Source organism: Brevibacillus massiliensis (assembly GCF_000311785.1).
GTDB classification, from domain to species: domain Bacteria; phylum Bacillota; class Bacilli; order Brevibacillales; family Brevibacillaceae; genus Brevibacillus_C; species Brevibacillus_C massiliensis.
Genome location: NZ_HE978547.1, coordinates 71,492 through 93,845 on the forward strand (window position 1 = coordinate 71,492; position 22,354 = coordinate 93,845).

Genomic DNA, 22,354 nt, shown 5'->3' on the forward strand with positions numbered 1-22,354 from the left:
TTTCTGTCCAAAAATTGACGCTCTCACAAGAGACCGCTATCATAAAAATAACGTATTTTCTAGGATCGGAGGTATGGAAAATGCCGGCACAAATCTATCTCTTAAGCGGGTATCTCGGCAGCGGGAAAACCACTTTCCTGCAAAAACTGCTCGCGCACTTGCGAGGGCAGGGAGGCAACGTGGTCGTCCTGATGAACGAAATGGGCGAAGAGGATATCGACGGTGAACAAATTCAAGGCTTGGGTTTTCCGGTGAAAAAAATGCTGGATGGCTGCATCTGCTGTTCCATTCGCGGCGAGCTGGCAGAGAGCCTGAAAGAGATCATGACCGCCTTTGCTCCCGATCAGATCATCATCGAAACGACGGGTGTCGCCGATCCCCTCGACCTGATAGACGCCTTGACCCATCCGGAATTGTACGAACATACTGAATTGAAAGGCATCGTCAGCGTGGTGGACGCATCGCGTTTTCTGGACCTGACCTCCCGCCTGCATTCGAACAGCGCCCTGGTAAAAACGGTTCGCAATCAGGTCATGGCCGCCGACCTGATCGTGTTAAACAAATGCGACCTCGTCGAAAGCCACACACTTGCCAAGGTCAGGCAAAAGCTGAGTGAATACAATTCCGACGCACCTGTCTGCGAGACTGTGCACGGAGAAGCAGACATCCAGGCTGTTCTCACGCTCAAACGGCTGGCCTTCCGCTCTGTCGGCCAACCAGCGGAACGTCAACAGGAAACGAATCGCCGTCCTTCCGTCCAGAAAAGCATCGGCCGATTTTCACCGCTCGACAAGCTCAAACAATCGCTCGGGATGAGCACACCGCGGCAGACTTCCTTGTACCACAGTATTGAAACCTTTTCCTATCGCTTTAAGGGTCCCGTTGACGCCAAGAAGTTTGAAACCTTTTTGCGGGGATTGCCGAAAAACGTATATCGCGCCAAGGGTTACGTCGAATTCGTCGGCCAAAACAACCTGATTTCCTTCCAACAGACGGAAAACCAGGTCCTTCTCTTTCCCTTTGAAAACTTTGGTCCCAAAATGGTTGCCGTCTTTATCGGCGAGGGACTCGATCAGCAGTCGATTGTCGCTGATCTGGAAGCGTGCTACCCACAAGAAAAAGCACCCGTATAGGGTGCTCTTTCTTTACGCTCCAGCTTCGATCTGTTCTTCTTCCTCCAAACCGGCCCGTTCGTACTCGGCCAGAACAGCCGCCTGGATTTTCTCGCGTGTAGTAGACGAGATCGGATGAGCGATGTCACGGAATTCACCATCTGGCGTCCGCTTGCTCGGCATGGCCACAAACATGCCATTATTGCCGTCAATTACGCGGATATCGTGAACCACGAACTCGTGGTCGATGGTAATAGATGCAATGGCCTTCATCCTTCCGTCCGTGTTGACACGGCGGAGTCTTACATCAGTGACTTCCATCATGTTCACTCCCTTTTGTCTGATCCTGCCTACTACTTCAACATGATGGGTAAATATTCCTTCCACTTTCCGAAATATTGTAAAAAAAACAGAAAAAATCTAAACCCATTAGCCTATATAAGCGACAAGTTCTATTTCCACACCTACATCCTTCGGCAAACGAGACACTTCGACAGTCGTCCGGGCAGGCCGATGGTCGCCGAAATAACTGGCGTACACCTCGTTCAGGCTGGCAAAATCATTCATGTCCTTGATGAAGACCGTCGCTTTGACCACGTTGGTAAAATCAGCGCCTTCCGCCTCCAAAACCGCACGGAGATTGGAAAAGACCTGATGCGTCTGCTCCACGATCCCCCCCTCAACCAAACTGCCGTCCGGCTTTAACGGGATTTGTCCAGACGTAAAGAGAAAATTCCCTATTTTGGCTGCCTGACTGTACGGGCCGATCGCAGCCGGCGCTTTTTCTGTCGACACAAAAGATACTTTGCTCATGGATATCCTTCCTCTCTAATAAACCTGTATATGAAGCATTCTGTAAGAAGCAGCAGAGTCCTGCTTTTTCCAGCGCTTTTTATTTGCGGCCAGCCGTGACTTCAAGAAGAAGAAACCAAAAGGACCAAGGTCCTAACTGGACTGCTCGAAGTAACTGCCAAGCGTTATTTTTACTTGTTTTTCCTTCACATCGACATCTTGCAGCTTCGCTAGCGAGACGTAGTCGTCGACAAGCCTTTCCGTTACATCAGCGGCCTCGACGAGTACCCCGCAGCCGACGACCGTCGCTTGAAATTCCTGCAGGAGATCGATCATTCCGCGGACCGTCCCGCCGGCTTTCATGAAGTCGTCGACAACCAGCACCCGGGATTGTTCAGCCAGTGCACGGCGGGCCAGTGACATGGTTTGAATGCGCTTGCTCGATCCCGATACGTAATTGATGCTGACGACAGATCCCTCCGTCACCTTGTTGTCGCGGCGTACGATTACGACCGGAACATTCAGGAAGCGGGCTGTGGCATATGCCAGCGGAATCCCCTTCGTCTCTACTGTCATGACCACATCTATCTCTTGGTCGACAAACGCCGTCGCAAATAACCTGCCGATTTTTTCGAGGGTCTGCGGGTTGCCCAATACGTCAGACATGTACAAGTAACCGCCGGGCAGCAGACGCTCCGGCTTTTCCAAGTACTGAATCAGTTCGCCCATAAACTGCTCGGCCTGCTCCTGTTTTGTCATCGGGATGTACTTGACCCCGCCGGCAGCCCCCGCCACCGTCTTCAACAATCCGACTCCTTCGCTTTCGAAAGCATCCTTGATGATTGATAAATCCTCACTGATGGAGGACTTGGCCGACCCGTATTGTTCCGAAAATAGCGTAAGCGGAATAAGCGTGTGGGGATGCGTGAGCAGGTATTGCGTCATATCTACCAAACGCGCGCTTCTGCGCATTTTTTTCATTTTTCTTCCCCCAAACAAAAACCGAATATTAAGTGTTAATGTACCATTTATGTACGGATTTGCGCAAGCACTTCCGCTTCCGTTCCGCCTAGTAAACGCACCGCGTAGACGTCTTTCACAAACCCGCGCAGCGCATTGTAGATGCGGCACACCTTGGCTTCCTTCTGCACGAGTGCGTACACGGTAGGTCCGCTGCCGGACATCAGCACCCCGTCCGCCCCCGACTCGATCATCAGATTCTTGATCTGACGCACCTGCGGATAGCGGGGAAGGGTAACCTCCTCCAGGACATTTCCCAACGCGCGGCACATGCCCAAAAAGTCCTGATCGCTGATCGCCTGGATCATCTCCTGGGCAGACGGGTGCTCGCGGATGTTGTCAACGTTCAGGTTCCCGTATACCTCGGCCGTGGAGACGCCGATCGGCGGCTTGGCCAAAACGACCCAACAAGGAGCTGGAGCAGACAGCAGCTTCACCTGTTCTCCCCGGCCTGTTGCCAGCGCAGTCCCTCCGTAAACGCAAAACGGCACGTCCGAACCGATCTCCTCGCCGATAACGGCCAACTCTTCCAGAGACAACTGAAGTCCCCACAGACGATTGAGCCCGCGCAATGTCGCGGCCGCATCGCTGCTGCCGCCAGCCAGACCGGCGGCCACAGGGATTTGCTTGTCGATGTATATGTGAACGCCGCTTTTTACCCCAAAGCGTTCTTTCAGTATTCGAGCCGCTTTAACGGCATGGTTTCGTTCGTCATCAGGCACGAAGCTGGCAGAGCACTCAAGCGTGATCTCATCGCCTGCAAGCAGAGTCAAATCGACCCGGTCAGCCAGATCGACCGTTGTCATAACCATTTCTACTTCGTGATATCCGTCTTGTCGTTTGGCGAGTACGTCCAAGGTCAAATTAATTTTTGCCGGCGCCTTCACTGAGATCCTCACCTTGTTCACCTCTGCCCGTGTTCTAGTATCCTTTCGTATTTTATTGTAACACAGGCGAAAAGTGAAGTGCCAGCGGTTGGAAAGGCACAAAGCCGGGAATCTACCCGGCTTGTTGTCAGCGAGTTTATTCGGTCTTTTGCTTGGCTAACGCTTCTTCGGCAATCTGGATAGCACGCTTCACGAGGTTCCCCGCATCACGAGTCGTGATGGCTCCCCATCCTTCGTTCTTAACGGTGTCGTAAAACCCCAGTTCTTTCGCTACTTCCAATTTAAATTGCTCAGACATGATGCCGCCTCTGCGACCCATGCGCAGCAGCCCCCTTTTCTCGCTGACAGGCATAGTATACGCTTCAGGGGGCAAAACAAAACAGTAGAACCGAGAGGCTCTACTGTTGAACAAAAGTAATGCGAATGTGCTCATCGTCACGGCAAACCGTCAGTTCCACGGTTTCCGTCAGGATGTCAGCATAACTATACGAAACCCTTTCAAACAACTGGTCGTCATCGAGCTTGACGACAAAGACAGAGGGGTATGTTTCTTCGAGGATGCCCGTCCTTTCGACGGTCTTTCGGCGACCGCCATTGGCTTTTAACATGATCCTCTCGCCAATGTGGAGGTCTAAACTGCGTTTAATATCAAGTAACGCATTTCTAGCCATTTGTTTCACCCACCTCGCTTGCTTCTATTATAACAGCCTACGATTAGTGTGTCAAACAAATTTAAAATTATAGCAACCAAATTCAGCTTTTGTCAACGATGATTTTTTGTAGAAGCATGGCTAATCTAGGCGAATCAAATTTCGCCGCGATATCTCGTTTGCGATCGCAGCAAACTCCTCTATTGCAAGCGTCTCTCCCCGCCTGCCCGGATCGATCCCCACAGCATTCAGCACCTCAGCCGCCAGCAGTTTTCGCTCCTTGCCAAACAAGCTTGTGATCATGTTGTTCAGCAAGGTTTTCCGGCGCTGACCGAAGCTGGCGCGAACAACTTTAAAAAACAGGCGCTCATCGTTCACTTCCACCGGGGGCTGTTTGCGAATCCGCAGGGAAAGTACGGCTGAGTCGACGTTCGGCTTGGGGATGAATACGCTGGCCGGGACGATCATTTCTACTTCCGGGACAGCGTAGAATTGGGCGGCTACACTGAGCGACCCGTAATCCTTCGTGCCCGGCTTGGCAGCGATTCGATCTGCCACTTCCTTCTGTATCATGACCACGATGGACTCCAGAGGCAGTTTCTCCTCCAACAGCTTCATCAGGATCGGGCTGGTCACATAGTAAGGCAGGTTGGCGACGACGCTAATCGCCCCGCTCCCGCCGAGGCGCTCCGCGATTAGGCGTTTCAAATCAAGCTGTAAAACGTCTCCGTGAATCACCTCGACATTTTCGTAAGGAGACAGCGTCTGTGCCAGTATCGGCAGCAGTCTCTGGTCAAGCTCTATCGCCAACACGCGTCCGGCAGCCCGGCACAGCTGCTCCGTCAGTGCCCCAATGCCCGGTCCCACTTCGATGACCGCCTTCTCCTTTGACAGCTCGGCCGCCTCTACGATGTTGTGCAAAATATTAGGATCGACCAGGAAGTTCTGGCCAAGGCTCTTTTTAAAGGAAAAACCGTACTCCTCCAATATTGCCCGCGTTCGAGTCGGTGTGCCGATATCTTTTTGAATGGGTGTCGTCACTTGGTATTCTCCTCTTCATCCAATCTGGCAACCGCCGCCCAAAACTCCTCACGGCTGATCTGGAAGGCGTTCAAGCGCTTTTGCAGCTGCTTTACATTTGCGTAACCGATCCCCAGCAGGTCGCCCAAACGGAGCCGTCTTTTGCTCGCAGACGCCCCTGCCGCCAGCCCGGCTGTAACCAGGTCCTCCAGCGTGATCTCGCCGGCCTGCTCTGCCATCTCTGTGTGTATGCCGGCCAGCGCCTGGCGGATTACCTCTGGAGATGCGTGCTCCACTCCCACTTTCCCCTTCTTGCAGCCGTCTTCACGCTTGATAAAGGCGTGTTTGCATCCCGGAACAGCCTGGCTGATGATTTTGCGAATCCGCTCCCCCGGATAATCGGGGTCGGTAAAAATAATGACGCCGCGTTTCTCCTGTGCCAGGCGAATTTTTTGAATGACGGCATCGTTTATCGCCGATCCTCCCGTCTCAATGGTGTCAGCGTTCACAGCACGCAGAATGGCGACCGTATCGTCACGGCCCTCCACGACAATTAATTCCTTTATTTTCATAAGCTACCTCTTTTCGACCTGTCCAACATTTTCTCTAAAAAATTATACGCAAAGTTGTCCCGGATATGAAACGAAACAGGCTGATCCTGCGTAATAATGTATAGGAGAACAAATCCTTCCCCCATTAGATTTATCTAAAAAGCTTACCATATCACCTCGAATGAAAAAAGCAAAAGACAAGGAGAGTCTCCTTGCCTTTCCATACATAACTATTCTTCCGGCTTTTTCGGACCGATGATATACACGGTTTTCCCGCGTTTTCTTCCAAACCTTCTAGCCTCTGAGCTGCTTTCGATGTAGACGTCAATGATGGAGCCTTTTATTGCGCCGCCGGTATCTTCGGCACGGCGATAGCCGACGCCTTCGATGTACACCCACCATCCCAGAGGTATGACATTGGGATCTACGGCGATTGTCCTGCCTTCGGTAGCTCTTACGCCCGTTGCCGTCCGTCCGTGTCCGCCGCCGGCATCTGCCGAATAGGCGGTCAATGTAACGTTGCTCAGCACCTGTCTCGCCCTGTCAACCGCCCCGCCGCGTGAAGCCAGAAGCGGCGTACCCGTTCCATAAGCGAGAACGCGGTCACGCTTGGCATTTACGACGTCGGTCTTGATTAATTCACGGGAGACTTCTTTTCCATCGACCAGCGTAAGCTTGTAGTGCAATCGGGCTATACCCTCTTTGCCTTCCTGCAGCACACGGCTTTGTCCTTTGGCCAAGGAAGAATCCGCCTGGCGAATTTCCTGATAGGGAACTCTTTGTTCGACCTGGACTACTTTTTCATCCACTCTCGTGACGACGATGTTAGTGGATGGGGTAACGGTTGCCGTCAATGCAGGTTCGACCCGATCCTGTTTGCGAAGCTCAATCCCCGCAGCCTGCAGGATCTTGTCGACACTCCGTTCGACCGTCCGGACCTTCTTCGTCTGCCCATCTGCCGTCACAGGTATTGCCCAGCTCAATTTTACCTGAATGTTCAAATCTTTTGAAATGGGTGTTTCCGCTGCCGGGGTAAGTATATCGGCATCACTGATTTTTATGTTTTGTTCCTTTAGGAACTGCTTCACATTGCTTGCCATCGTTTGATACGACTGAGTAACTCCATCTAAGGTGAGGGTCACTTCTTTCGGCTGGGTTGACAGGATGAAGAAGTAGCTCAGGACGGATAACGCTATGACGGCAGCCCCTCCCAGTACATACGGAAGAAGCTTTTGGGGCATTATCCTGTTCTTCTCTATTTCCATTTCCCACACTCCTTTTAAGAAAAGCTGTCCTTGAATCGCCGGGAGGTGTCCAGCTTCCTCTCCGCAGCGATACATGTCAGAATTCTGAACCGCAAAGACTGCCTTTCTTTGCCGTTAGAGGACTTTTCCAAAAAATTCCTCTTCATGCAAGAGCTAAAGTCTGTTTGATTTTATGCTACTTTGCTCCATTTGTCAAATTCTATCTCCTCCTCACATGGATCCAAGCCCCGGAAAGGGCTTGTTATTCGCGGGTCCTACTAGCTTCATGGGACAAAGCTTAGCAAATCCTGTTCACGAATAATAGGCACTTTCTGTCGAAAGCAGCTTGTCGACTATCATTTTTCTTTCGACAACGCTAAACAAAAGGCAACTATACTTTACCAGTTTATGCATCATGGTCTTTCCGGAGAACGAAAGTATGCAAAAAGGTCCCGCACAAAAGTCGGGACCTTTTTTGTAGACAAGCTTATCGCCCAGACAATAAGGCATAAGCGGGGTCTTTATCCTTTATGAACGGGCTGGCAGCCGGAACAGCCTTTGTGCGTTATCCCCTGTGATCTGGATCATTTCCTCGTAGGGCAGACCGCGAAGGTTCGCCATTTCTTCCGCCACCAAGCGCACGTATCCGGATTCGTTCCGCTTCCCGCGGTAAGGATGGGGTGTCAGGTAGGGACAATCCGTCTCCACCAACAGCCTGTCAAGCGGCACCTGAACAGCTACTTCCTTGGGCTTCTTGGCGTTCTTGAACGTCAACGGCCCGCCAAAGGAGATGTAGAAGTTCATCTCCAGAGCAAGCTTTGCCGTTTCCCAGCTTCCGGAGAAGCAGTGCATGACGCCGCCTACCTCCTCCGCTTTTTCCTCCCGAAGGATCTTGATGACATCCTCATGGGCATCGCGGTTGTGAATCACGATCGGCAGTTTCAACTCGCGGGCCAACCTGATCTGCTTGCGGAACACCTCTGCCTGCACATCTTTCGGAGATGTGTCCCAATAGTAATCCAACCCCATTTCCCCAAGGCCAACCACTTTGGGATGGCGGGTCAGCTCAGCGATCCACTCCAGATCGGCATCGGTCATGTCTTTGGCATCTTGCGGGTGCCAGCCTATCACGGCGTAAATGAATTCGTAACGCTCCGCCAGCTCCAGGCAGGTAGGAATCGTCTCTCTGTTAAACCCGATGTTAATCACGGTCGAAACGCCGTTTTCACGCGCACGGCTAATCACTTCATCCCGGTCCTCGGCAAATTCCGGCGCATTCAAATGAGCATGTGTATCAATTAACAACGGTTGTTCATTCCTTTCGTTATTTGACAATGGCGCCATTTGGCATCGACGGATCCACGGTAGCCACTGTCAGCTGATCGCCGGCCGATGCCGCCAGGATCATGCCTTGCGAAAGCTCGCCGCGCAGCTTCACCGGCTTTAGGTTGGCCACGACGATGACTTTTTTGCCGACCAATTCCTCCGGTTGATAATGCTTGGCGATGCCCGAGACCACCTGTCTTTGCTCATAGCCCAGATCGAGCTGGAGCACGAGCAGCTTGTCGGCATTCGGATGTTTGGCGCAGGCCGTCACCTGAGCCACCCGCAGCTCCACTTTGGCAAAGTCGTCAATGCCGATCTCTTCTTTGGCGTCGGCCGGTTTTCCTTGTTCTTCTGGAGCAGTCACTGTTTTTAGCGCCTCCTGTTTCTTTTTGTTTTCTTCTGCTTGTTTGCGAGCCTCTGCAGTCGAAGCATCGATGAAAGCCAGTTCCTGTTCGATATCCAGACGCGGGAACAGCAGTTCCTCCCGGCTGACCTGCACCCCTGCGGGAAGAATCCCCCAAGCCCCCGCCGACTCCCAGCTCCTGGCCGCGGGAGTATCCGCAATGCCCAACTGGCGCCAGATTTTTTCCGGAGTCTTGGTCATAAACGGCTGCAGCAAAATGGAGATGATCCGAATGCTTTCAGCCAGATTGTACATCACCGTTCCCAATCTCGCCCGGTTCTCATCAGACTTGGCCAGATTCCACGGCTGTGTTTCATCGATGTACTTATTCGTCCGGCCGACCAGTTCCCACAGATGTGAGAGGGCATTGCCAAAGTGCATCTGATCGAGGTGCTGTTCAACCAGGCCGCGCGTCCGTTTCGCCAATGCGATCAACTGGTCGTCGAATTCACCCGGCTGCTCCGGAGCGGGAATGGTGCCGTCAAAATACTTCTCAATCATCGCGACCGTCCGGCTGACGAGGTTGCCCAGATCGTTGGCCAGGTCAAAGTTGAGGCGCTGGATAAAGCTTTCCGGAGTAAATACGCCGTCTTGCCCGAAGGCGATCTCGCGAAGCAGGAAATAGCGGACGCCGTCGGAACTGTAGCGGTCGATCAACAGCTTCGGATCGATGACGTTGCCTTTTGATTTCGACATCTTGCCGTCAGGCATCAACAGCCAGCCGTGGCCAAATACTTTTTTCGGCAGCGGGAGATCCAATGCCATCAACAGGATCGGCCAATAGATGGTGTGGAAGCGAAGGATGTCCTTCCCGACGAGGTGAACGTCCGCCGGCCAGTACCGCCGATACTTGCTGTCATCTTCGCTGAGGTATCCCAGTGCCGAAATGTAGTTTGTCAGCGCGTCGATCCAGACGTAGATGACGTGCTCCGGATCCTGGGGCACCTTGATTCCCCAATCAAACGTACTGCGGGAAACGCTCAGATCCTGCAGGCCCGGCTTCAGAAAGTTGTTGACCATCTCATTGCGGCGCGATTCCGGTTGAATGAACTCGGGATGCTGCTCGATGTACTCCAGTAGTCTGTCCTGGTATTTGGACATGCGGAAAAAGTAGTTTTTCTCTTTGACTTTTTTCAGTTCGCGACCGCAGTCCGGACAGATGTATCTCTTGTCCGTTTTTGCCTGCGTCTCGGTCCAATACGATTCGCACGGAACGCAGTAATACCCTTCGTATTCGCCCAGGTAAATGTCGCCCTGATCCACCAGACGCTGAAATATTTTTTGGACGACGTCTTTGTGGCGCGGCTGGGTGGTGCGGATAAAATCGTCGTACGAAATGTCCAGGCGATCCCATAGATCGCGGATCCAGTCGACGATCGGGTCGATGAATTCAAGCGGCTGCTTGCCTTCACTGGCAGCCCGCTCCTGCAGCTTTTGTCCGTGCTCATCGGTTCCCGTCAGGTAGTAGACATCGTAACCCTGCAGCCGTTTGTAACGGGCCATGGCATCCGCGGCAATCGTCGTGTAGGCGTTGCCGATGTGAAGCTTGTTGCTCGGATAGTAGATCGGTGTCGTGATGTAATAAGTTGGTCTGGTCATCAATGACCTCCTCCTTTTTAATAAAAAAGGCCCGCCCCGATATGGGACGAGCGCTTTACTCGTGGTACCACCCAACTTCTCCACTCTCTCGCAAGCAGTGGACTTGGCAAGTCGACATCAGACTTCGCTGTAACGCAGCATGCGTCGTTGGCTAGCAGCGGCAATCACACGCTTGAAAACCGGGCTCACCAGCGAAACTCGGGGGCCATCTTCAGCTTTCGTCCTTATACCGGTTTCCACCAACCCCGGTTCTCTGGCGATAAGTCTCTAAAAGCCTACTCTTCCCGTCATCGTCTATCATTCATCAATAATCCTATTGTATACAAGGTTAACCTCTCCTAAACCTACTGTCAAGACAGGCAAGCGTTTCCGTAATTTCGACAAATCTTATTCGACAAAAAACGTCTTATCGATCAATTTACCAAGAGAACCATTTCCAATTGTCAACATACCACAAAAATGTAAAAAATGAAAATTAACGGGCGGAGGATTGACTATTATTTACATTAATATCATATAAATAGGTTATTTACCTGGAAACTTGAAGTATTTTAGTGAAAATAGCATCCATCAATGCAAGGAAATGTCAAAAAGAGATTGACACCTTTTGGTATCATTGGTATGATAAAAGACACAATGATTTTGTCGAATCATGGCGATTAAAATCAAAATGACAGAAATAAACGGACAATTTTTGCTATGAGAGAGGAGACGTACCTATCATGAAATCAACAGGTATTGTAAGAAAAGTAGATGAACTTGGAAGAGTAGTGATTCCGATTGAATTGCGCCGAACCCTGGGAATCGCTGAAAAGGACGCTTTGGAAATCTACGTGGACGGTGAACGGATTATCCTGAAAAAGTACGAGCCTGCCTGCATTTTCTGCGGCAACGCTGACCAAGTGACTTACTTTAAAGGCAAAATCATTTGCCGTGACTGCATCTCCGAAATGCCTGTTTCGCAAAACCGCTAAGCTTCGGACAACAGTAAAGAGGCAGCCTGATTCATTCAGGCTGCCTCTTCGTTTGTTCGATTACTGTTGGTTGGTTACGGTCCGCTGCTGTGCCTGCTGTGCATCCATCCAGCTCCGTTTGGCGTCCATCAATTTTTTTATTGCTTCGTTTTCCGGCAAGTTATTTTGCCTGAGCAGCGCCTGGGTAAGAATCATATCTTCCAGCGTCAGGCTGTAGTAATCGGGGTAGGCGTGCGGTGTCAGATCCCGGTACAGGGCGTAGTACAAATCCGAGTTCGGCTTGATCCACAAATCCTGCGTATCCTCGATGCCTCGCTGCAGCAGGTCGATATATTCGCGCTTCTCATCGTTTGGCGCATACAGGTTGCTCTCCAACAGGTAGTTGAGGATCGCAATGTGATGATTTAGCGCCGTATGGGAGACATGCTCCATGGATGCATCGACATAATCAGACAAAAGGTATCCGCCGTTTTCGGTCTGCAGACTGGTCTTGTCAATGTACTTGTACAGGAAGGATTCCCATTTTTCCAGCGCCTGTTGGATAACCGGATCGGGATACATCCGATTGTACCGCAGTAAAAAGGTAGCATTGTCGGCATTGCGGCGATTGTCGAAGTAATGGCTGTCGATCTGATAGTCTTGAAAGAGCCAGTTGGAACGGGGAGCTGTCTCCCAGTAGCCCTGTTCGTTCTGGTTCTGCACCGCCACATAGGCCAGGTGAGTTACCATCGCATAGGTCAAGCCGCCGTACTGGGCCTGATTGGAGTCAAATACATGGCGCAGTCCGGTGATATTGGCCGGATTGCGGTAATAGGAATCCGGCGACGACGGAAAATAGGTAAGCGGCGTGGTCTCGTACAAACCGTCTACGCCAAGCTTGCGGAACGTGTCTTTATCCATCTGCTGCGCCAGCTTGGCCGCCTCTGGTATGGCATTTTGGATCAGCGGGCGGGTCGACAAGATGCCCCAGGTTTGCGACGCCTCCTGTTGTTTTCCGGGCAGTTGGAACTGATAACGGGTATCCTTCTCATTTTTAATCCGGTTAACCGGAATATTCCCCACTAGTTTAATCACAGTGTCTCCCTGCGGCGTATACAGGTCAATCGAGCCAATCCGGCCATTCAGCTTGCTGCCTTGCGCGTATACCGGTCTGATCGGCATCGGCGCAGACTTGGCTTCCGAATACCACCCCTGCCATTGTCCCTTGTAATTTTCTCCGTCCTCGGGAATCAAGTATTGGTGGGAGATGTAAGGATCGTTGATCTGCACCGTCATATAAGTCGTCACCGGCTTTTCCGACTGCTGCTGATTCCCAAAAAACAGCACATCGTTTTTCGCTGTCTTGACCAACGTCAAGGTAAATTTGGTTTGTCCCCCTTCATCCTCGTATGTATACGTGGTGTAGGTCGCGTGCTGGTATTCCTTCTGCTCGACTTTGGGCGGGGTGAAGCGGGACCACCCTTCTACCGTTATCAGAAAGTCCGTTTTTCCGTCTTCATCCACATCAAGCTTTATGGGCGGATTTGGTTTCTCTTCTGCGAACGCTGCACCGTAGCCTGGCAAGAAAATGAGGCAGGCCAGGATCGTCGGTATCCATTTTTTCATCTCGTTTCTTCTCCCCATTTCTTCTGTCTGTGATCTCTTTATCCCATGTTGTCAGGCACACTCCATAAATCAGCTAAATCTGCCGATGGTACTCGTTGTACACATCGCGCTTTGATAACCCGCGCTTTTGCGCCGTCTGCTTCATCGCCTCTTTCATCGTCATCCCTTGGCCCAGGTAGTGATCGACATGCTCGGCAAGTGTCATCTCCTGCCACCAAGCGGCATCCGGCTCAGTCCCGCATGTCTCGTCAGCTTCATCACAACCATGCACAACAATGCAAAATTCGCCGCGAATCTCCCCGGCCTCCAGCCAGTCGATCAATTCTGTCAGCGTACCGCGGACAAACTCCTCGTAACGCTTGGTCAACTCCCGGGCCAAGACAGCTTGCCGGTCCCCTAGAACCTCGCGCATGGCCTCCAGGGTTTTCAGAATCCGGTGGGGCGCTTCGTAAAAGAGCAGGGTTTCCTGGTACTTTTTCACCCGCTGCAGTTCTGCCAGACGCGGCTTCTTGTCACGCGGCAGGAAGCCGCAAAAGACGAATCGTTCCGTAGGCAGACCGGAAGCGATCAACGCGGTCAGCGCCGCATTTGCGCCCGGTACCGGCACGACCGCAAAACCGGCCGCCACCGCCGCTTTTACCAGATCCGCCCCCGGATCCGAGATTGCCGGCAGACCTGCGTCACTTACAAGAGCGATCTTCTTTCCCTCCGCCAACCACTGCAAAAGTCCCGCTCCGCTCGCCTCTTTGTTGTGTTCATGATAACTAACCGTGCGTTTCTCAATTTGAAAATGCGCGAGCAGCTTACGCGTCTGGCGCGTATCCTCGCAGGCGATGACGTCGGCCTCGCGAAGGGTCGACAGCGATCTGACCGTGATATCATCCAGGTTGCCGATAGGCGTGGCGACGAGGTACAAAACGCCTCCTGCATCACCGGTAAAGCTCTGTTGAACATTCATCTCCCGCCCTGCCCCCTTCCGCCAAACACTTGGCTCCCGCTTCAATCAGGCGTTCTTTTTTGGCACGCGTCAGCCGCTTGATCTCCTCCTCGCGCTGCTGGCCCCACGAACGGCTCGCGCCTTCTTCCATGTAGACGAGCTGCACCGGACCGCGGCCGCGCGTGTACTTTGCCCCTTTCCCGGCGTTATGCTCCGCTATCCGCCGCGGCAGTTCGGTCGTATAGCCCGTGTACAGAGAGCCGTCCCCGCAGCGCAGGATGTAGACAAAGTGGCCTTTATGCGAGGGAATCCCGCTTGCCGAAGTAAATTTCGTACAGTTCTTCACAGTATTCTTCCCCTTGCTCGTACACAATCAACGGCGGTTGAATCCGCAGCTCCGGTTTTCCGCCGCGCATGCCCTCGATCAGCACCATGTTCGGTTCGGCGTCGCGCCTGGGGTGTACGAGCCGCATCCGCTTCGGCTCGATACCATACTGGCGCATCAGGGACAAGATGTCAATCAGCCGACTGGCCCGGTGCACCAAGGCTACCTTTCCGCCATTTTTGACAAGCTGGCTGCTGACGCGAATGACATCCTCCAGCGTAAGCAGGATTTCGTGCCGGGCGATGGCAAAATGGCTGCGGCTGTTCGTTTCACCGCTTGCCGCCGGCATGTAAGGAGGGTTGCAGGTTACCAGGTCGAATTGTCCGTAACCAAACAGCTGGGGCGCTTCTTTAACATCGCCATGGCAGATCTTGATCCGCTCTTCCAAACCGTTGAGTGCTACGCTGCGCCGAGCCATGTCAAACAGCCGTTCCTGAATCTCCAGGCCTGTGAACACAGCCTCCGGGGAGCGCGTGCTCATGATGAGCGGAATCGCTCCGTTCCCCGTGCACAGGTCCATTACTTTTCCCCGCTTGGGCAAAGAAGCAAACCGGCTGAGCAACACGGCATCCATCGAAAAGCAGAACACTTCATGGCTTTGGATGATCCTCAGATTATGGGTGAGCAAGTCGTCAATTCGCTCTGTTTCATAAAGCGAAACGTTTCTTTCTGGCATTTGCTTTGTACTCCTTCTGTAAGGGGAAAAGCGACCCATTCCGGATTGGATTAGGTCGCTTTTTTATTTTTGAGCAGCACCGTTCAAAAATGATAGGCAGAACAGGCAGTCGCCTTCCTTGCGCAAACTTCCGTAATGAACATTGCATATGTGAAAACCTTCCGCATACAAGCGGGCGAGATTATCGTAGCCTTCTCCTACGATTCGCTGTTTTCTCTCCGGCAACCTTTCCTTCAACACAGCAGGCTTTGCGGCAGGTACAGGTTCTAGCGGTTTGGCAGTCAGTCGGTTGCGCAGATGCTGGTTTTCAACAAGCAATTGGCCATTTTCCTCCATCAGGCTGACAATGACATCTTTCAGTTCCCCGATTTCCTGGTACAATTCACCAATTCTCTCTTCTATACTTCCTATCTTTATGAAGATTTGTTGTTTATCCACAAAACCACCCCATCCCGCTGCCCATGCCCTGCATAAGCCCTTTATTCAGCCGCCATATGCGCTGTCACAATCTCATCGAGGCTAAATTCCATCACGCGTTCCGCCTCTGTAAGATCCACTTGTACGTACCGATCAAGGATGTTGACACTGACCACCTTGCCTTCACCCATCGGTGTGACCACAGGTGTCCCAATATCAGGCAAATCTTCTTTTGCGCTTTCGTACAGGTCGTTTTCGTACTTCAGACAGCACATCAGTCGTCCGCACAGACCTGATATTTTAGCTGGATTCAGCGACAGACTTTGATCCTTGGCCATTTTGATCGAGACCGGTTCAAAGTCGCCGAGAAAGGTTGAGCAGCAAAGCAATCGGCCGCAGGGACCGATCCCTCCCAGCATTTTCGCTTCGTCCCTGACGCCGATTTGCCGCAATTCGATCCGCGTGCGAAATACGGATGCCAGATCCTTCACCAATTCGCGGAAGTCCACACGCCCGTCCGCCGTAAAGTAAAAGATGATTTTGTTGCGGTCAAATGTGTACTCGACATCCACCAGCTTCATGTCCAGTTGATGCTCTTGAATCTTTGTCTGGCAGATTTTGAAGGCGTTTTTGGCAGCCCGCTTGTTCTCGTCTACCTGCGCGGCGTCGCTTTCGTCGGCGACGCGAATGACCTTCTTTAACGGGAGGACAACGTCCGAATCGTTTACGGTTTTGCGGCCAATCACTACTTTCCCATATTCAATCCCGCGAGCGGTCTCTACGATCACGTGTTTATCTTTGTCGACGGGTAGTTGCTCAGGGTCAAAGTAGTATATCTTTCCCGCTTTTTTAAAGCGGACACCTACTACCTCGTACACTCATAATCCCTCCTGGAGTTGAAGAACTAGCCGCTCCAACGCCAACTGCGGATTAGCGTTCCGTCCTATTCGACTTCTTGTATCCATTGTCAGGCCGATCCCGTGCAACAATTCACCTTGCGTCCATTGTAGGGCTTGTCCCTCAAGCACATCCCTTTGGTCGCTGTTAATCAATTGCGCATGCCGGCCTACTTGCACATAAAGGATATCCCGCAGCCAAAGGATGAGCAAGTCTAAAAAGAGTGATAGTTCTTCTTTTAATCGATCGTTTTTCAAAAACTGTTCGTGTATGGTAAACAACGCAGAAGAACTGCGCTGCTTTATTTCCTTAGTCAATTGTATCACTATGCTTCGAAGCTGTGCAAATCCATCTGACTGGCTTATTTCCCTGGCTTCATCCAAATGCGACGTAATTTGGGAAGCGACACTGGCCACCCCTGCCGGAATGCCTTCCGCGGCAAGCCGGCGAACCAGCTCGCTGGCCGAGAGAGGTGAAAACGGGATCACCTGGCACCGGGAGACGATCGTCGGCAAAATCGCGTGGCTGTTTTCTGTCAGCAGCAGCGCGATCACGCCGGCGGGAGGCTCCTCGAGAAACTTCAACAGGCTGTTGGCCGCCTGCAACGTCATCTTGTCGATGTGCTCCAAAATGTACACCTTGTGCGGGGACTCCAACGAACGCATCGTCATCTCTTTTTGCAGAGACCGCACCTGATCGATTTTAATCGACTCTCCCTCGGGAGATATCGTATACACATCCGGATGGTTGCCGGAGTTGATCCGGCGGCAGTTGAGGCATTCATCACAGGCATCCGCCTCGAATCGGGTACACAACAGGGATTTCGTCAGATGAATCGCCATTTGCTTTTTCCCGACGCCTCTTGGTCCGGTAAACAGGTAAGCATGGGCCAGGCGGTCATGGCGCAAGCTCCGGGACAATATCTCCGCGACACGCGGCTGCTCAGTAAATTTCTCCCAACTCATGACATCCACCTAAAAGTACAGATTAATCAACATCCCGCGAATTTCACCGATTCGCGCCAACAGATCGATCATCGGCGCCTGCTCGGCAAGCAGGTCGTCGGCCAACTGAGTCAACCGCGAATCAACTTCCTTCAGAATCTTGTACAATCGGCTTCGGCCGCGCCGATTGGTGCTGCGCCGGTCCGAAAGCGCCACCCCAAACCGGACCGCTTCTTCCATAAAGCGTTTTACCATGTTTTTGTACGCGTAAAAATCGTGTACAGAACGGGAGCGGGCGAGGATTTGGCCCTGCTTGTCAATTTCGTTTAACAGCGTCGTCAAGCGTTCATCCGACAGCCGCTGCCCTTCGTTTTTGAGTATGTCTCCAAACCGTGCACGGTCTGTTTGCAGGTTTTTTCTTGCATCTGCTCCTTTGGTTACGCCGAGCGGCGCACGCAATCCCTCGCCGATTTTCATCTCCACACCCCGTTCTCATTTCGTGTTTTTAAAACGAATGGAATTGCTCTACATCAAGCACGAATACGGCGGCTCCTCCCACCTGCACTTCCAAGGGATACGGCAGAAAGGAATCCACAGCGCTTCCCAGCGGGGATACGGGGGTCACCATCTGTTGACGGGATTTACAGCTTTGGCGAATCAACTCAATCACTTCCGGTACGTTCTCATCCGCGGTACCGATGAGAAAAGTCGTATTGCCGGCCCGCAAAAAGCCGCCTGTACTCGCCAATTTCGTCGCCCGGAACCCTTTTTTAACCAGTAATTGTGACAGGCGCCCACTATCCTTATCCTGCACAACGGCGATTACCATTTTCATCGTATCCCATCCTTTCTACTTGGTTTTATGTTAGGCGGTGAAGCCAATTTAACATATCGCGGGCAATCTCCTGGGAAACCTGCTCAATCGGCCGATTGGCCGCAACCACGCGAACGCGTTCCGGATGCCGTTTGGCGATCTCGGCAAATCCCGCACGCACCCGCTCGTGGTAGTCAGCTCCCCTTCGTTCAATCCGATCCAGCCCCTCCCGTTGTCTCAGACGAACCTGCGCCTCTTGCACAGAAAGGTCAAGCATGTACGTGCGATCCGGAACAAGTCCGGCAGTGGCAAATCGGTTGATGGATTCAACGGTCTCGATCGGAAAGCCCAGTCCGTACCCCTGGTAAGCAATGCTCGCGTCAACAAAGCGGTCACAAATGACGATCTTCCCGCTTTGCAGGGCGGGCATGATTTTTTCTTTGACGTGTTGGGCTCGGGAAGCCGCATACAACAGCACTTCCGTATGATCGAACATCTCCTTGTGCTTCGGGTTTAGCACAAGTTCTCTGATTTTATCTCCAATGTCGGTACCGCCCGGTTCGCGTGTCACAAGCACGTCGTAGCCTTTGCTCTGCATAACCTCTGCAAGGTTGTGCACCTGTGTTGTCTTTCCCGCTCCGTCCGGTCCTTCAAAGGTTATGAACAAACCGCTCACCAACGGTTCCTCCCCAGTACGATTTGGATCTCGTTCAATTGTGGATCTTTTACCCCGTGGAACCGCGTTCCGCTCTCCTTCAGCTTTTGCAATAAGCTGATCGCCTGCTGGTCAATCCGCTCTCCCGGTACGAGCAGCGGAATGCCAGGCGGGTACGGGATCACCATTTCTGCGGCAACCGCGCCGATCGCCTCGCTCAACGGCACAGACTGTGCGTCCGCATCGGCCGCCTCGTACATCGGCATCGCCTGCTCGCGGGTGAAATGGGATGCCAGCATCCCGGCAGCAGAGGCGTTTTTTGCCCCATCATCATATAGCGGAGATCGGGCATGCAGGGTATTCCATACCAATTCGACATCCTCTGCTAAAGTTCCTGTTGACGCAGCCAGCAGGACATGACCTAATTCAGCCAATTCAGGAAAAATCCCCTGCGCTTCCAACTCTCCTTGCAATTGGAATCCTGTGATGGCCCTTGTCCTGAAACACAGCATCAGTTTAAACGGATCCAGCGTGGCATACACGCTTTCTTCAGTGACGGCGGGCAGGGTTACCCAGGAGAGGGTTGATACCCGTTCGCGAAATTGCTGCAAACAGGGCAGCACCTGATCCATTTCTTTTCTCCCTGCTACCACCATATGACGGCGCGCCAGGTCAAGTGAAGCCATCAACGGATATGAGGGGCTTGATGACTGTATCATCGCCAGTATGCGAAACAGGCGATCCCGATTCAAGCGATTGCCTTGCACGTGCAGCATGGAGGACATCGTCATCGCAGTCGACATTTTATGCGTTGACTGTACGGCAGCATCCGCCCCTGACTGCATGGCAGATGCAGGCAAGTCGGGGTGAAAACCGTAATGACTGCCGTGGGCCTCATCCACCAAGAGCGGTACCCCAAAGCGATGGACAGTCGAAGCCAGCTTCTTCAGGTCGATGCCCATTCCGTAATAAGTTGGATTGGTGATGAACACCGCTTTGGCATCGGGGTGCTCCATCAGCGTCCGCTCCACGTCCTCGCGCCGCAGACCGACCGCTGCCCCTGTAACCGGGTCTACGGCCGGAACGACAAAAACCGGATGGGCCCTCGCCAGCAAAATTCCGTTGTAGACGGATTTATGGCAATTTCGCTGGACAATGATTTTTTCCCCCGGCCTGCAGACAGCCAGGATCAAGGCGATATTGCCCGCTGTGCTGCCCCCGACGAGAAATCTGGTCTCTTCGGCGCCGTACGCTTCGGCCGCCAAAGCCTGGGCCTCCCGAATGGCGCCATCGGGCTGATGCAGATCGTCCAGGCCGTTCAATTCGGTCAAATCCAGCGGCAGAATGGAACCATACCAATCCCTGCCCCCGCAGTCAAAGCTTCTGCCCATCTTGTGGCCGGGTACGTGAAACGGATGCGGCTCCCGCATTGCATGCCGGATTAACGCCTCGAACAGCGGAACGCGTTTTTGCCGTTCCCAGAAGGAGTAATGATTCTGAAGCATCCGATCCACATCCCTTACGTAATCCTGATACATGTATTGTACCATGCAGGGACACGGTTTGGCTTGTGAATGCAAAAAGGGCACCAGCTTTTTCGCGGATGCCGCTTTTGGGTAGCGTCGCTTTGATTTAGGGATTTACGCGTTCTCCTTTAACCAAATACGTCTCATTTGCTTAATGAAGAAAGGGTATTTTTCGTCCTGTACATCCGTTTTGACCATCTCTTGCTCACACGGGTGGCAGATGAACTGATCCCAGATGGCAATGCCTACCGTCCGTTCCTCCCCGCAGACAATGCAACGCTGGAGGGGTCTATCCATTGTCATGCCCACCTTTTTCCTTGAACTACCAACCATTATACCCTATTATAAGCAGCTCCATTCCAAATGTTCGTGTTTTGGCCATATGTTCGATAGGCCAGCCCCGCTGCCTCCGCCTCCGCAAGGGGGTAGCAGGAACAAGCGTCAAGCACGATTGGAGAACGCATCCTCCTGGTGATTTCCTCCAGCGCTGCTTCGCGTATCCGCTGATCGGCATCGGTAATCAGCAATACATCAGCCTGCAGCAGCGTTTCAAGCGGGCTGTCGAAAAACTCCCAGCCGCTGCCGGCAACGTTCGTCTTCGCGACTCCGGCAGGGCTGTACAGCCTCACCTGCTTTCCTTGTGTGATATCCAGAAGTTTGGCCAATGAAGGGGAGGGCTGCCCCCAAAAGGCGAGCACCTCTATGTTCGTTTTTTGCTGTACGAGCTGCCACTGTTGGTGCAGCCAGTTTTCTGTCTCCTGCACAACGCAGCCCATCGGCAGCCGGTTTAACGGCATAAGCCATCCTTGCCCCACCCGCTTGTCCATTCCAAGTGCCTGGGCCACTACCGACAGCCTGGCACCCGAGCGGTCGCATTCCGCACCCATCAACTGGTAAAAACGATGCTTCCACTCGAGATAAACCGGCAGATGACGAGCGATTTCATCCACCTCCACCCCGCGGCACACCAGAGAAATCAGGCCTTGGCGGGCCAGTAGCCGCCGCAGGCGATCGACCCAGACACTCCCCGCCGTCCCGCCGATGACGGCCCGGTTGTCATGCTCAAACAACAACAGGCGTACCGATTCATACGGAAAGCCATCCAAATCGTTCATCCGATCGGCCAGGTCGTGCCTGACCCGGTCGCCGTACAGGAGGACGAGCGATCGGTTATCGCTGTGAACGGGAAGACGGCATACCTTATAGGCATCTGCCTCTTGCAGAAGCAGGTGTCCATCTATCTGTAAGTCCCCTGCCCGGACAGCCTCATCGCTGGACAACAGGTGGAAGCCCCGCCTCTTTAGCTCAGCAAAGCTGCTGTTTGGTTCACCGTGATAGATCAGCGTAAGCTCGTCGCCATGCACAGGTTCCGCTGCCTCCCTCCTGTTGGTTTCACACGATGTACATCTTGATCGCGACCAGCGCGAGCAGTCCCGGCACCCGCAGAAAGCCTGCCAGCAAGGCGGTAACGGGATTAATCGGCACATGAAAGCCGACGATCTCGCCAATGAGATTGCCGAAGAACAACAGGACAGCGCCAATGACTGCGTTTAACGCTGCCAGTCCAATCCATCTGAGGGGCCCTGCCATCGAATGGCTGGCTGCAACCACTATCAGCAAACCCACAATGACAATGGCAATGATCCACCCAATCGTCATGCTTCTCCCCCCTGCCGCCCACTATAAGAATACTCTGTGCGGGCTCTGTCTAATAAATACATATAGCGCTTCTCCGTTAACAGCAGATAGTAGATCGCATCGTCGATTTCCTCCTCTTCCTCCGAGTTTCTCATCGCGTGTTCTGCCATTTGCCACTGTTTTTTTGCCTGTTCTACCGCGTCCTGCAGATTTCCCCATTCGCTTTTTTCCGGCTGGGAAACCCTCTTTTTGGAAAACCAAGTGACCACGACACCTCACCCC

28 protein-coding genes and 1 other annotated feature are annotated in these 22,354 nt (G+C 52.7%); of the genes, 2 read left to right on the top strand and 26 right to left on the bottom strand.

Going from position 1 to position 22,354, the window contains the following annotated elements:
- Nucleotides 1–80: 80 nt before the first annotated feature.
- The gene (locus tag HGBM_RS21540) at nt 81–1,133 is read left to right on the top strand and encodes a CobW family GTP-binding protein (RefSeq protein WP_019123165.1); all 1,053 of its coding nucleotides are present in this window, start codon (nt 81–83) and stop codon (nt 1,131–1,133) included.
- A 12-nt stretch (nt 1,134–1,145) separates the two neighbouring features.
- On the opposite strand, the gene spoVG is transcribed toward HGBM_RS21540, so the two are convergent.
- The 11 genes from spoVG to metG form a co-directional block, all read right to left on the bottom strand.
- Entirely contained in the window at nt 1,146–1,433 is a 288-nt protein-coding gene (gene spoVG / locus HGBM_RS21545) for a septation regulator SpoVG (RefSeq protein WP_019123166.1), read from the bottom strand.
- Nucleotides 1,434–1,541: 108 nt separating this feature from the next.
- Nucleotides 1,542–1,925, bottom strand: a complete 384-nt coding sequence (locus HGBM_RS21550; RefSeq protein ID WP_019123167.1) for a RidA family protein — start codon at nt 1,923–1,925, stop codon at nt 1,542–1,544.
- A gap of 132 nt (nt 1,926–2,057) precedes the next feature.
- Complete coding sequence (gene purR / locus HGBM_RS21555) at nt 2,058–2,885, bottom strand: pur operon repressor (protein WP_019123168.1); 828 nt, start codon at nt 2,883–2,885, stop codon at nt 2,058–2,060.
- 47 nt (nt 2,886–2,932) lie between these two features.
- Nucleotides 2,933–3,823, bottom strand: coding sequence for a 4-(cytidine 5'-diphospho)-2-C-methyl-D-erythritol kinase (gene ispE / locus HGBM_RS21560; protein WP_026074589.1), 891 nt, complete (start codon nt 3,821–3,823; stop codon nt 2,933–2,935).
- Between the two features lie 124 nt (nt 3,824–3,947).
- Nucleotides 3,948–4,130 carry a small, acid-soluble spore protein, alpha/beta type gene (locus HGBM_RS21565; protein WP_019123170.1) on the bottom strand — a complete coding sequence of 61 codons (183 nt, stop codon included), beginning with the start codon at nt 4,128–4,130 and terminating at the stop codon, nt 3,948–3,950.
- Nucleotides 4,131–4,209: 79 nt separating this feature from the next.
- The gene (gene veg, locus HGBM_RS21570) at nt 4,210–4,482 is read right to left on the bottom strand and encodes a biofilm formation stimulator Veg (protein ID WP_019123171.1); all 273 of its coding nucleotides are present in this window, start codon (nt 4,480–4,482) and stop codon (nt 4,210–4,212) included.
- 120 nt (nt 4,483–4,602) lie between these two features.
- Entirely contained in the window at nt 4,603–5,502 is a 900-nt protein-coding gene (gene rsmA / locus HGBM_RS21575) for a 16S rRNA (adenine(1518)-N(6)/adenine(1519)-N(6))-dimethyltransferase RsmA (protein ID WP_019123172.1), read from the bottom strand.
- Complete coding sequence (gene rnmV / locus HGBM_RS21580; RefSeq protein ID WP_019123173.1) at nt 5,499–6,053, bottom strand: ribonuclease M5; 555 nt, start codon at nt 6,051–6,053, stop codon at nt 5,499–5,501. Before rnmV ends, rsmA begins: the two co-directional genes overlap by 4 nt.
- A 209-nt stretch (nt 6,054–6,262) precedes the next feature.
- On the bottom strand, nt 6,263–7,297 hold the full coding sequence (locus tag HGBM_RS21585) for a resuscitation-promoting factor (protein ID WP_019123174.1): 1,035 nt from the start codon (nt 7,295–7,297) through the stop codon (nt 6,263–6,265).
- Nucleotides 7,298–7,804: 507 nt separating this feature from the next.
- The gene (locus HGBM_RS21590; RefSeq protein WP_019123175.1) at nt 7,805–8,581 is read right to left on the bottom strand and encodes a TatD family hydrolase; all 777 of its coding nucleotides are present in this window, start codon (nt 8,579–8,581) and stop codon (nt 7,805–7,807) included.
- 19 nt (nt 8,582–8,600) lie between these two features.
- Complete coding sequence (metG, locus tag HGBM_RS21595; protein WP_019123176.1) at nt 8,601–10,604, bottom strand: methionine--tRNA ligase; 2,004 nt, start codon at nt 10,602–10,604, stop codon at nt 8,601–8,603.
- Between the two features lie 39 nt (nt 10,605–10,643).
- Nucleotides 10,644–10,904, bottom strand: a binding site (T-box leader).
- A gap of 422 nt (nt 10,905–11,326) precedes the next feature.
- Between metG and HGBM_RS21600 the strand changes: the two genes are divergently transcribed.
- Nucleotides 11,327–11,578 (top strand): AbrB/MazE/SpoVT family DNA-binding domain-containing protein, encoded by a 252-nt coding sequence (locus HGBM_RS21600; protein ID WP_019123177.1) that lies wholly within the window; start codon nt 11,327–11,329, stop codon nt 11,576–11,578.
- A gap of 60 nt (nt 11,579–11,638) precedes the next feature.
- Here HGBM_RS21600 and HGBM_RS21605 read toward each other — a convergent pair whose 3' ends face one another.
- The 15 genes from HGBM_RS21605 to HGBM_RS28230 all read right to left on the bottom strand — a co-directional run bounded on the left by HGBM_RS21605 (nt 11,639) and on the right by HGBM_RS28230 (nt 22,341).
- Nucleotides 11,639–13,183 carry a hypothetical protein gene (locus tag HGBM_RS21605; RefSeq protein ID WP_019123178.1) on the bottom strand — a complete coding sequence of 515 codons (1,545 nt, stop codon included), beginning with the start codon at nt 13,181–13,183 and terminating at the stop codon, nt 11,639–11,641.
- A 73-nt stretch (nt 13,184–13,256) separates the two neighbouring features.
- Entirely contained in the window at nt 13,257–14,141 is an 885-nt protein-coding gene (gene rsmI, locus HGBM_RS21610) for a 16S rRNA (cytidine(1402)-2'-O)-methyltransferase (protein WP_019123179.1), read from the bottom strand.
- Nucleotides 14,113–14,466 carry a GIY-YIG nuclease family protein gene (locus HGBM_RS28225; protein WP_019123180.1) on the bottom strand — a complete coding sequence of 118 codons (354 nt, stop codon included), beginning with the start codon at nt 14,464–14,466 and terminating at the stop codon, nt 14,113–14,115. The genes rsmI and HGBM_RS28225 overlap by 29 nt, the downstream gene beginning before the upstream one ends.
- Entirely contained in the window at nt 14,417–15,181 is a 765-nt protein-coding gene (locus tag HGBM_RS21620) for a tRNA1(Val) (adenine(37)-N6)-methyltransferase (protein ID WP_019123181.1), read from the bottom strand. The genes HGBM_RS28225 and HGBM_RS21620 overlap by 50 nt, the downstream gene beginning before the upstream one ends.
- Before the next feature lie 63 nt (nt 15,182–15,244).
- Nucleotides 15,245–15,619 (bottom strand): DNA replication initiation control protein YabA, encoded by a 375-nt coding sequence (gene yabA / locus HGBM_RS21625; protein ID WP_026074591.1) that lies wholly within the window; start codon nt 15,617–15,619, stop codon nt 15,245–15,247.
- Nucleotides 15,620–15,660: 41 nt separating this feature from the next.
- The gene (locus HGBM_RS21630; RefSeq protein WP_019123183.1) at nt 15,661–16,476 is read right to left on the bottom strand and encodes a PSP1 domain-containing protein; all 816 of its coding nucleotides are present in this window, start codon (nt 16,474–16,476) and stop codon (nt 15,661–15,663) included.
- Nucleotides 16,477–17,460, bottom strand: a complete 984-nt coding sequence (gene holB, locus HGBM_RS21635) for a DNA polymerase III subunit delta' (RefSeq protein WP_019123184.1) — start codon at nt 17,458–17,460, stop codon at nt 16,477–16,479.
- Nucleotides 17,461–17,469: 9 nt separating this feature from the next.
- Entirely contained in the window at nt 17,470–17,916 is a 447-nt protein-coding gene (locus tag HGBM_RS21640) for a YaaR family protein (protein WP_019123185.1), read from the bottom strand.
- A gap of 28 nt (nt 17,917–17,944) precedes the next feature.
- A complete protein-coding gene (locus tag HGBM_RS21645; RefSeq protein WP_019123186.1) occupies nt 17,945–18,274 on the bottom strand; it encodes a cyclic-di-AMP receptor in 330 nt (109 codons plus the stop codon).
- A 25-nt stretch (nt 18,275–18,299) separates the two neighbouring features.
- Nucleotides 18,300–18,929 carry a dTMP kinase gene (gene tmk, locus HGBM_RS21650; protein ID WP_019123187.1) on the bottom strand — a complete coding sequence of 210 codons (630 nt, stop codon included), beginning with the start codon at nt 18,927–18,929 and terminating at the stop codon, nt 18,300–18,302.
- Entirely contained in the window at nt 18,926–20,413 is a 1,488-nt protein-coding gene (locus HGBM_RS21655; RefSeq protein ID WP_019123188.1) for an aminotransferase class I/II-fold pyridoxal phosphate-dependent enzyme, read from the bottom strand. Before HGBM_RS21655 ends, tmk begins: the two co-directional genes overlap by 4 nt.
- Before the next feature lie 135 nt (nt 20,414–20,548).
- On the bottom strand, nt 20,549–20,731 hold the full coding sequence (locus HGBM_RS21660) for a sigma factor G inhibitor Gin (RefSeq protein WP_019123189.1): 183 nt from the start codon (nt 20,729–20,731) through the stop codon (nt 20,549–20,551).
- A 35-nt stretch (nt 20,732–20,766) separates the two neighbouring features.
- Nucleotides 20,767–21,798, bottom strand: a complete 1,032-nt coding sequence (locus HGBM_RS21665; protein ID WP_019123190.1) for a Rossmann-fold NAD(P)-binding domain-containing protein — start codon at nt 21,796–21,798, stop codon at nt 20,767–20,769.
- 28 nt (nt 21,799–21,826) lie between these two features.
- The gene (locus HGBM_RS21670; protein ID WP_019123191.1) at nt 21,827–22,093 is read right to left on the bottom strand and encodes a pro-sigmaK processing inhibitor BofA family protein; all 267 of its coding nucleotides are present in this window, start codon (nt 22,091–22,093) and stop codon (nt 21,827–21,829) included.
- On the bottom strand, nt 22,090–22,341 hold the full coding sequence (locus HGBM_RS28230) for a DUF2508 family protein (RefSeq protein ID WP_019123192.1): 252 nt from the start codon (nt 22,339–22,341) through the stop codon (nt 22,090–22,092). Before HGBM_RS28230 ends, HGBM_RS21670 begins: the two co-directional genes overlap by 4 nt.
- Nucleotides 22,342–22,354 lie beyond the last annotated feature (13 nt).

Bases quoted from the DNA above. Each gene is read 5' to 3' on its own strand.
- HGBM_RS21600 (WP_019123177.1), top strand. From the start codon at position 11,327: ATGAAATCAACAGGTATTGTAAGAAAAGTAGATGAACTTGGAAGAGTA.
- HGBM_RS21655 (WP_019123188.1), bottom strand. From the start codon at position 20,413: ATGCTTCAGAATCATTACTCCTTCTGGGAACGGCAAAAACGCGTTCCG.
- metG (WP_019123176.1), bottom strand. From the start codon at position 10,604: ATGACCAGACCAACTTATTACATCACGACACCGATCTACTATCCGAGC.
- HGBM_RS21605 (WP_019123178.1), bottom strand. From the start codon at position 13,183: ATGAAAAAATGGATACCGACGATCCTGGCCTGCCTCATTTTCTTGCCA.
- HGBM_RS21670 (WP_019123191.1), bottom strand. From the start codon at position 22,093: ATGACGATTGGGTGGATCATTGCCATTGTCATTGTGGGTTTGCTGATA.
- spoVG (WP_019123166.1), bottom strand. From the start codon at position 1,433: ATGGAAGTCACTGATGTAAGACTCCGCCGTGTCAACACGGACGGAAGG.
- HGBM_RS21540 (WP_019123165.1), top strand. From the start codon at position 81: ATGCCGGCACAAATCTATCTCTTAAGCGGGTATCTCGGCAGCGGGAAA.
- HGBM_RS21645 (WP_019123186.1), bottom strand. From the start codon at position 18,274: ATGAAAATGGTAATCGCCGTTGTGCAGGATAAGGATAGTGGGCGCCTG.
- HGBM_RS21565 (WP_019123170.1), bottom strand. From the start codon at position 4,130: ATGGGTCGCAGAGGCGGCATCATGTCTGAGCAATTTAAATTGGAAGTA.
- rsmI (WP_019123179.1), bottom strand. From the start codon at position 14,141: ATGAATGTTCAACAGAGCTTTACCGGTGATGCAGGAGGCGTTTTGTAC.
- purR (WP_019123168.1), bottom strand. From the start codon at position 2,885: ATGAAAAAAATGCGCAGAAGCGCGCGTTTGGTAGATATGACGCAATAC.
- HGBM_RS21660 (WP_019123189.1), bottom strand. From the start codon at position 20,731: ATGGATAGACCCCTCCAGCGTTGCATTGTCTGCGGGGAGGAACGGACG.
- veg (WP_019123171.1), bottom strand. From the start codon at position 4,482: ATGGCTAGAAATGCGTTACTTGATATTAAACGCAGTTTAGACCTCCAC.
- holB (WP_019123184.1), bottom strand. From the start codon at position 17,460: ATGAGTTGGGAGAAATTTACTGAGCAGCCGCGTGTCGCGGAGATATTG.
- rnmV (WP_019123173.1), bottom strand. From the start codon at position 6,053: ATGAAAATAAAGGAATTAATTGTCGTGGAGGGCCGTGACGATACGGTC.
- HGBM_RS21620 (WP_019123181.1), bottom strand. From the start codon at position 15,181: ATGCCAGAAAGAAACGTTTCGCTTTATGAAACAGAGCGAATTGACGAC.
- HGBM_RS21585 (WP_019123174.1), bottom strand. From the start codon at position 7,297: ATGGAAATAGAGAAGAACAGGATAATGCCCCAAAAGCTTCTTCCGTAT.
- HGBM_RS21550 (WP_019123167.1), bottom strand. From the start codon at position 1,925: ATGAGCAAAGTATCTTTTGTGTCGACAGAAAAAGCGCCGGCTGCGATC.
- HGBM_RS21640 (WP_019123185.1), bottom strand. From the start codon at position 17,916: ATGAAAATCGGCGAGGGATTGCGTGCGCCGCTCGGCGTAACCAAAGGA.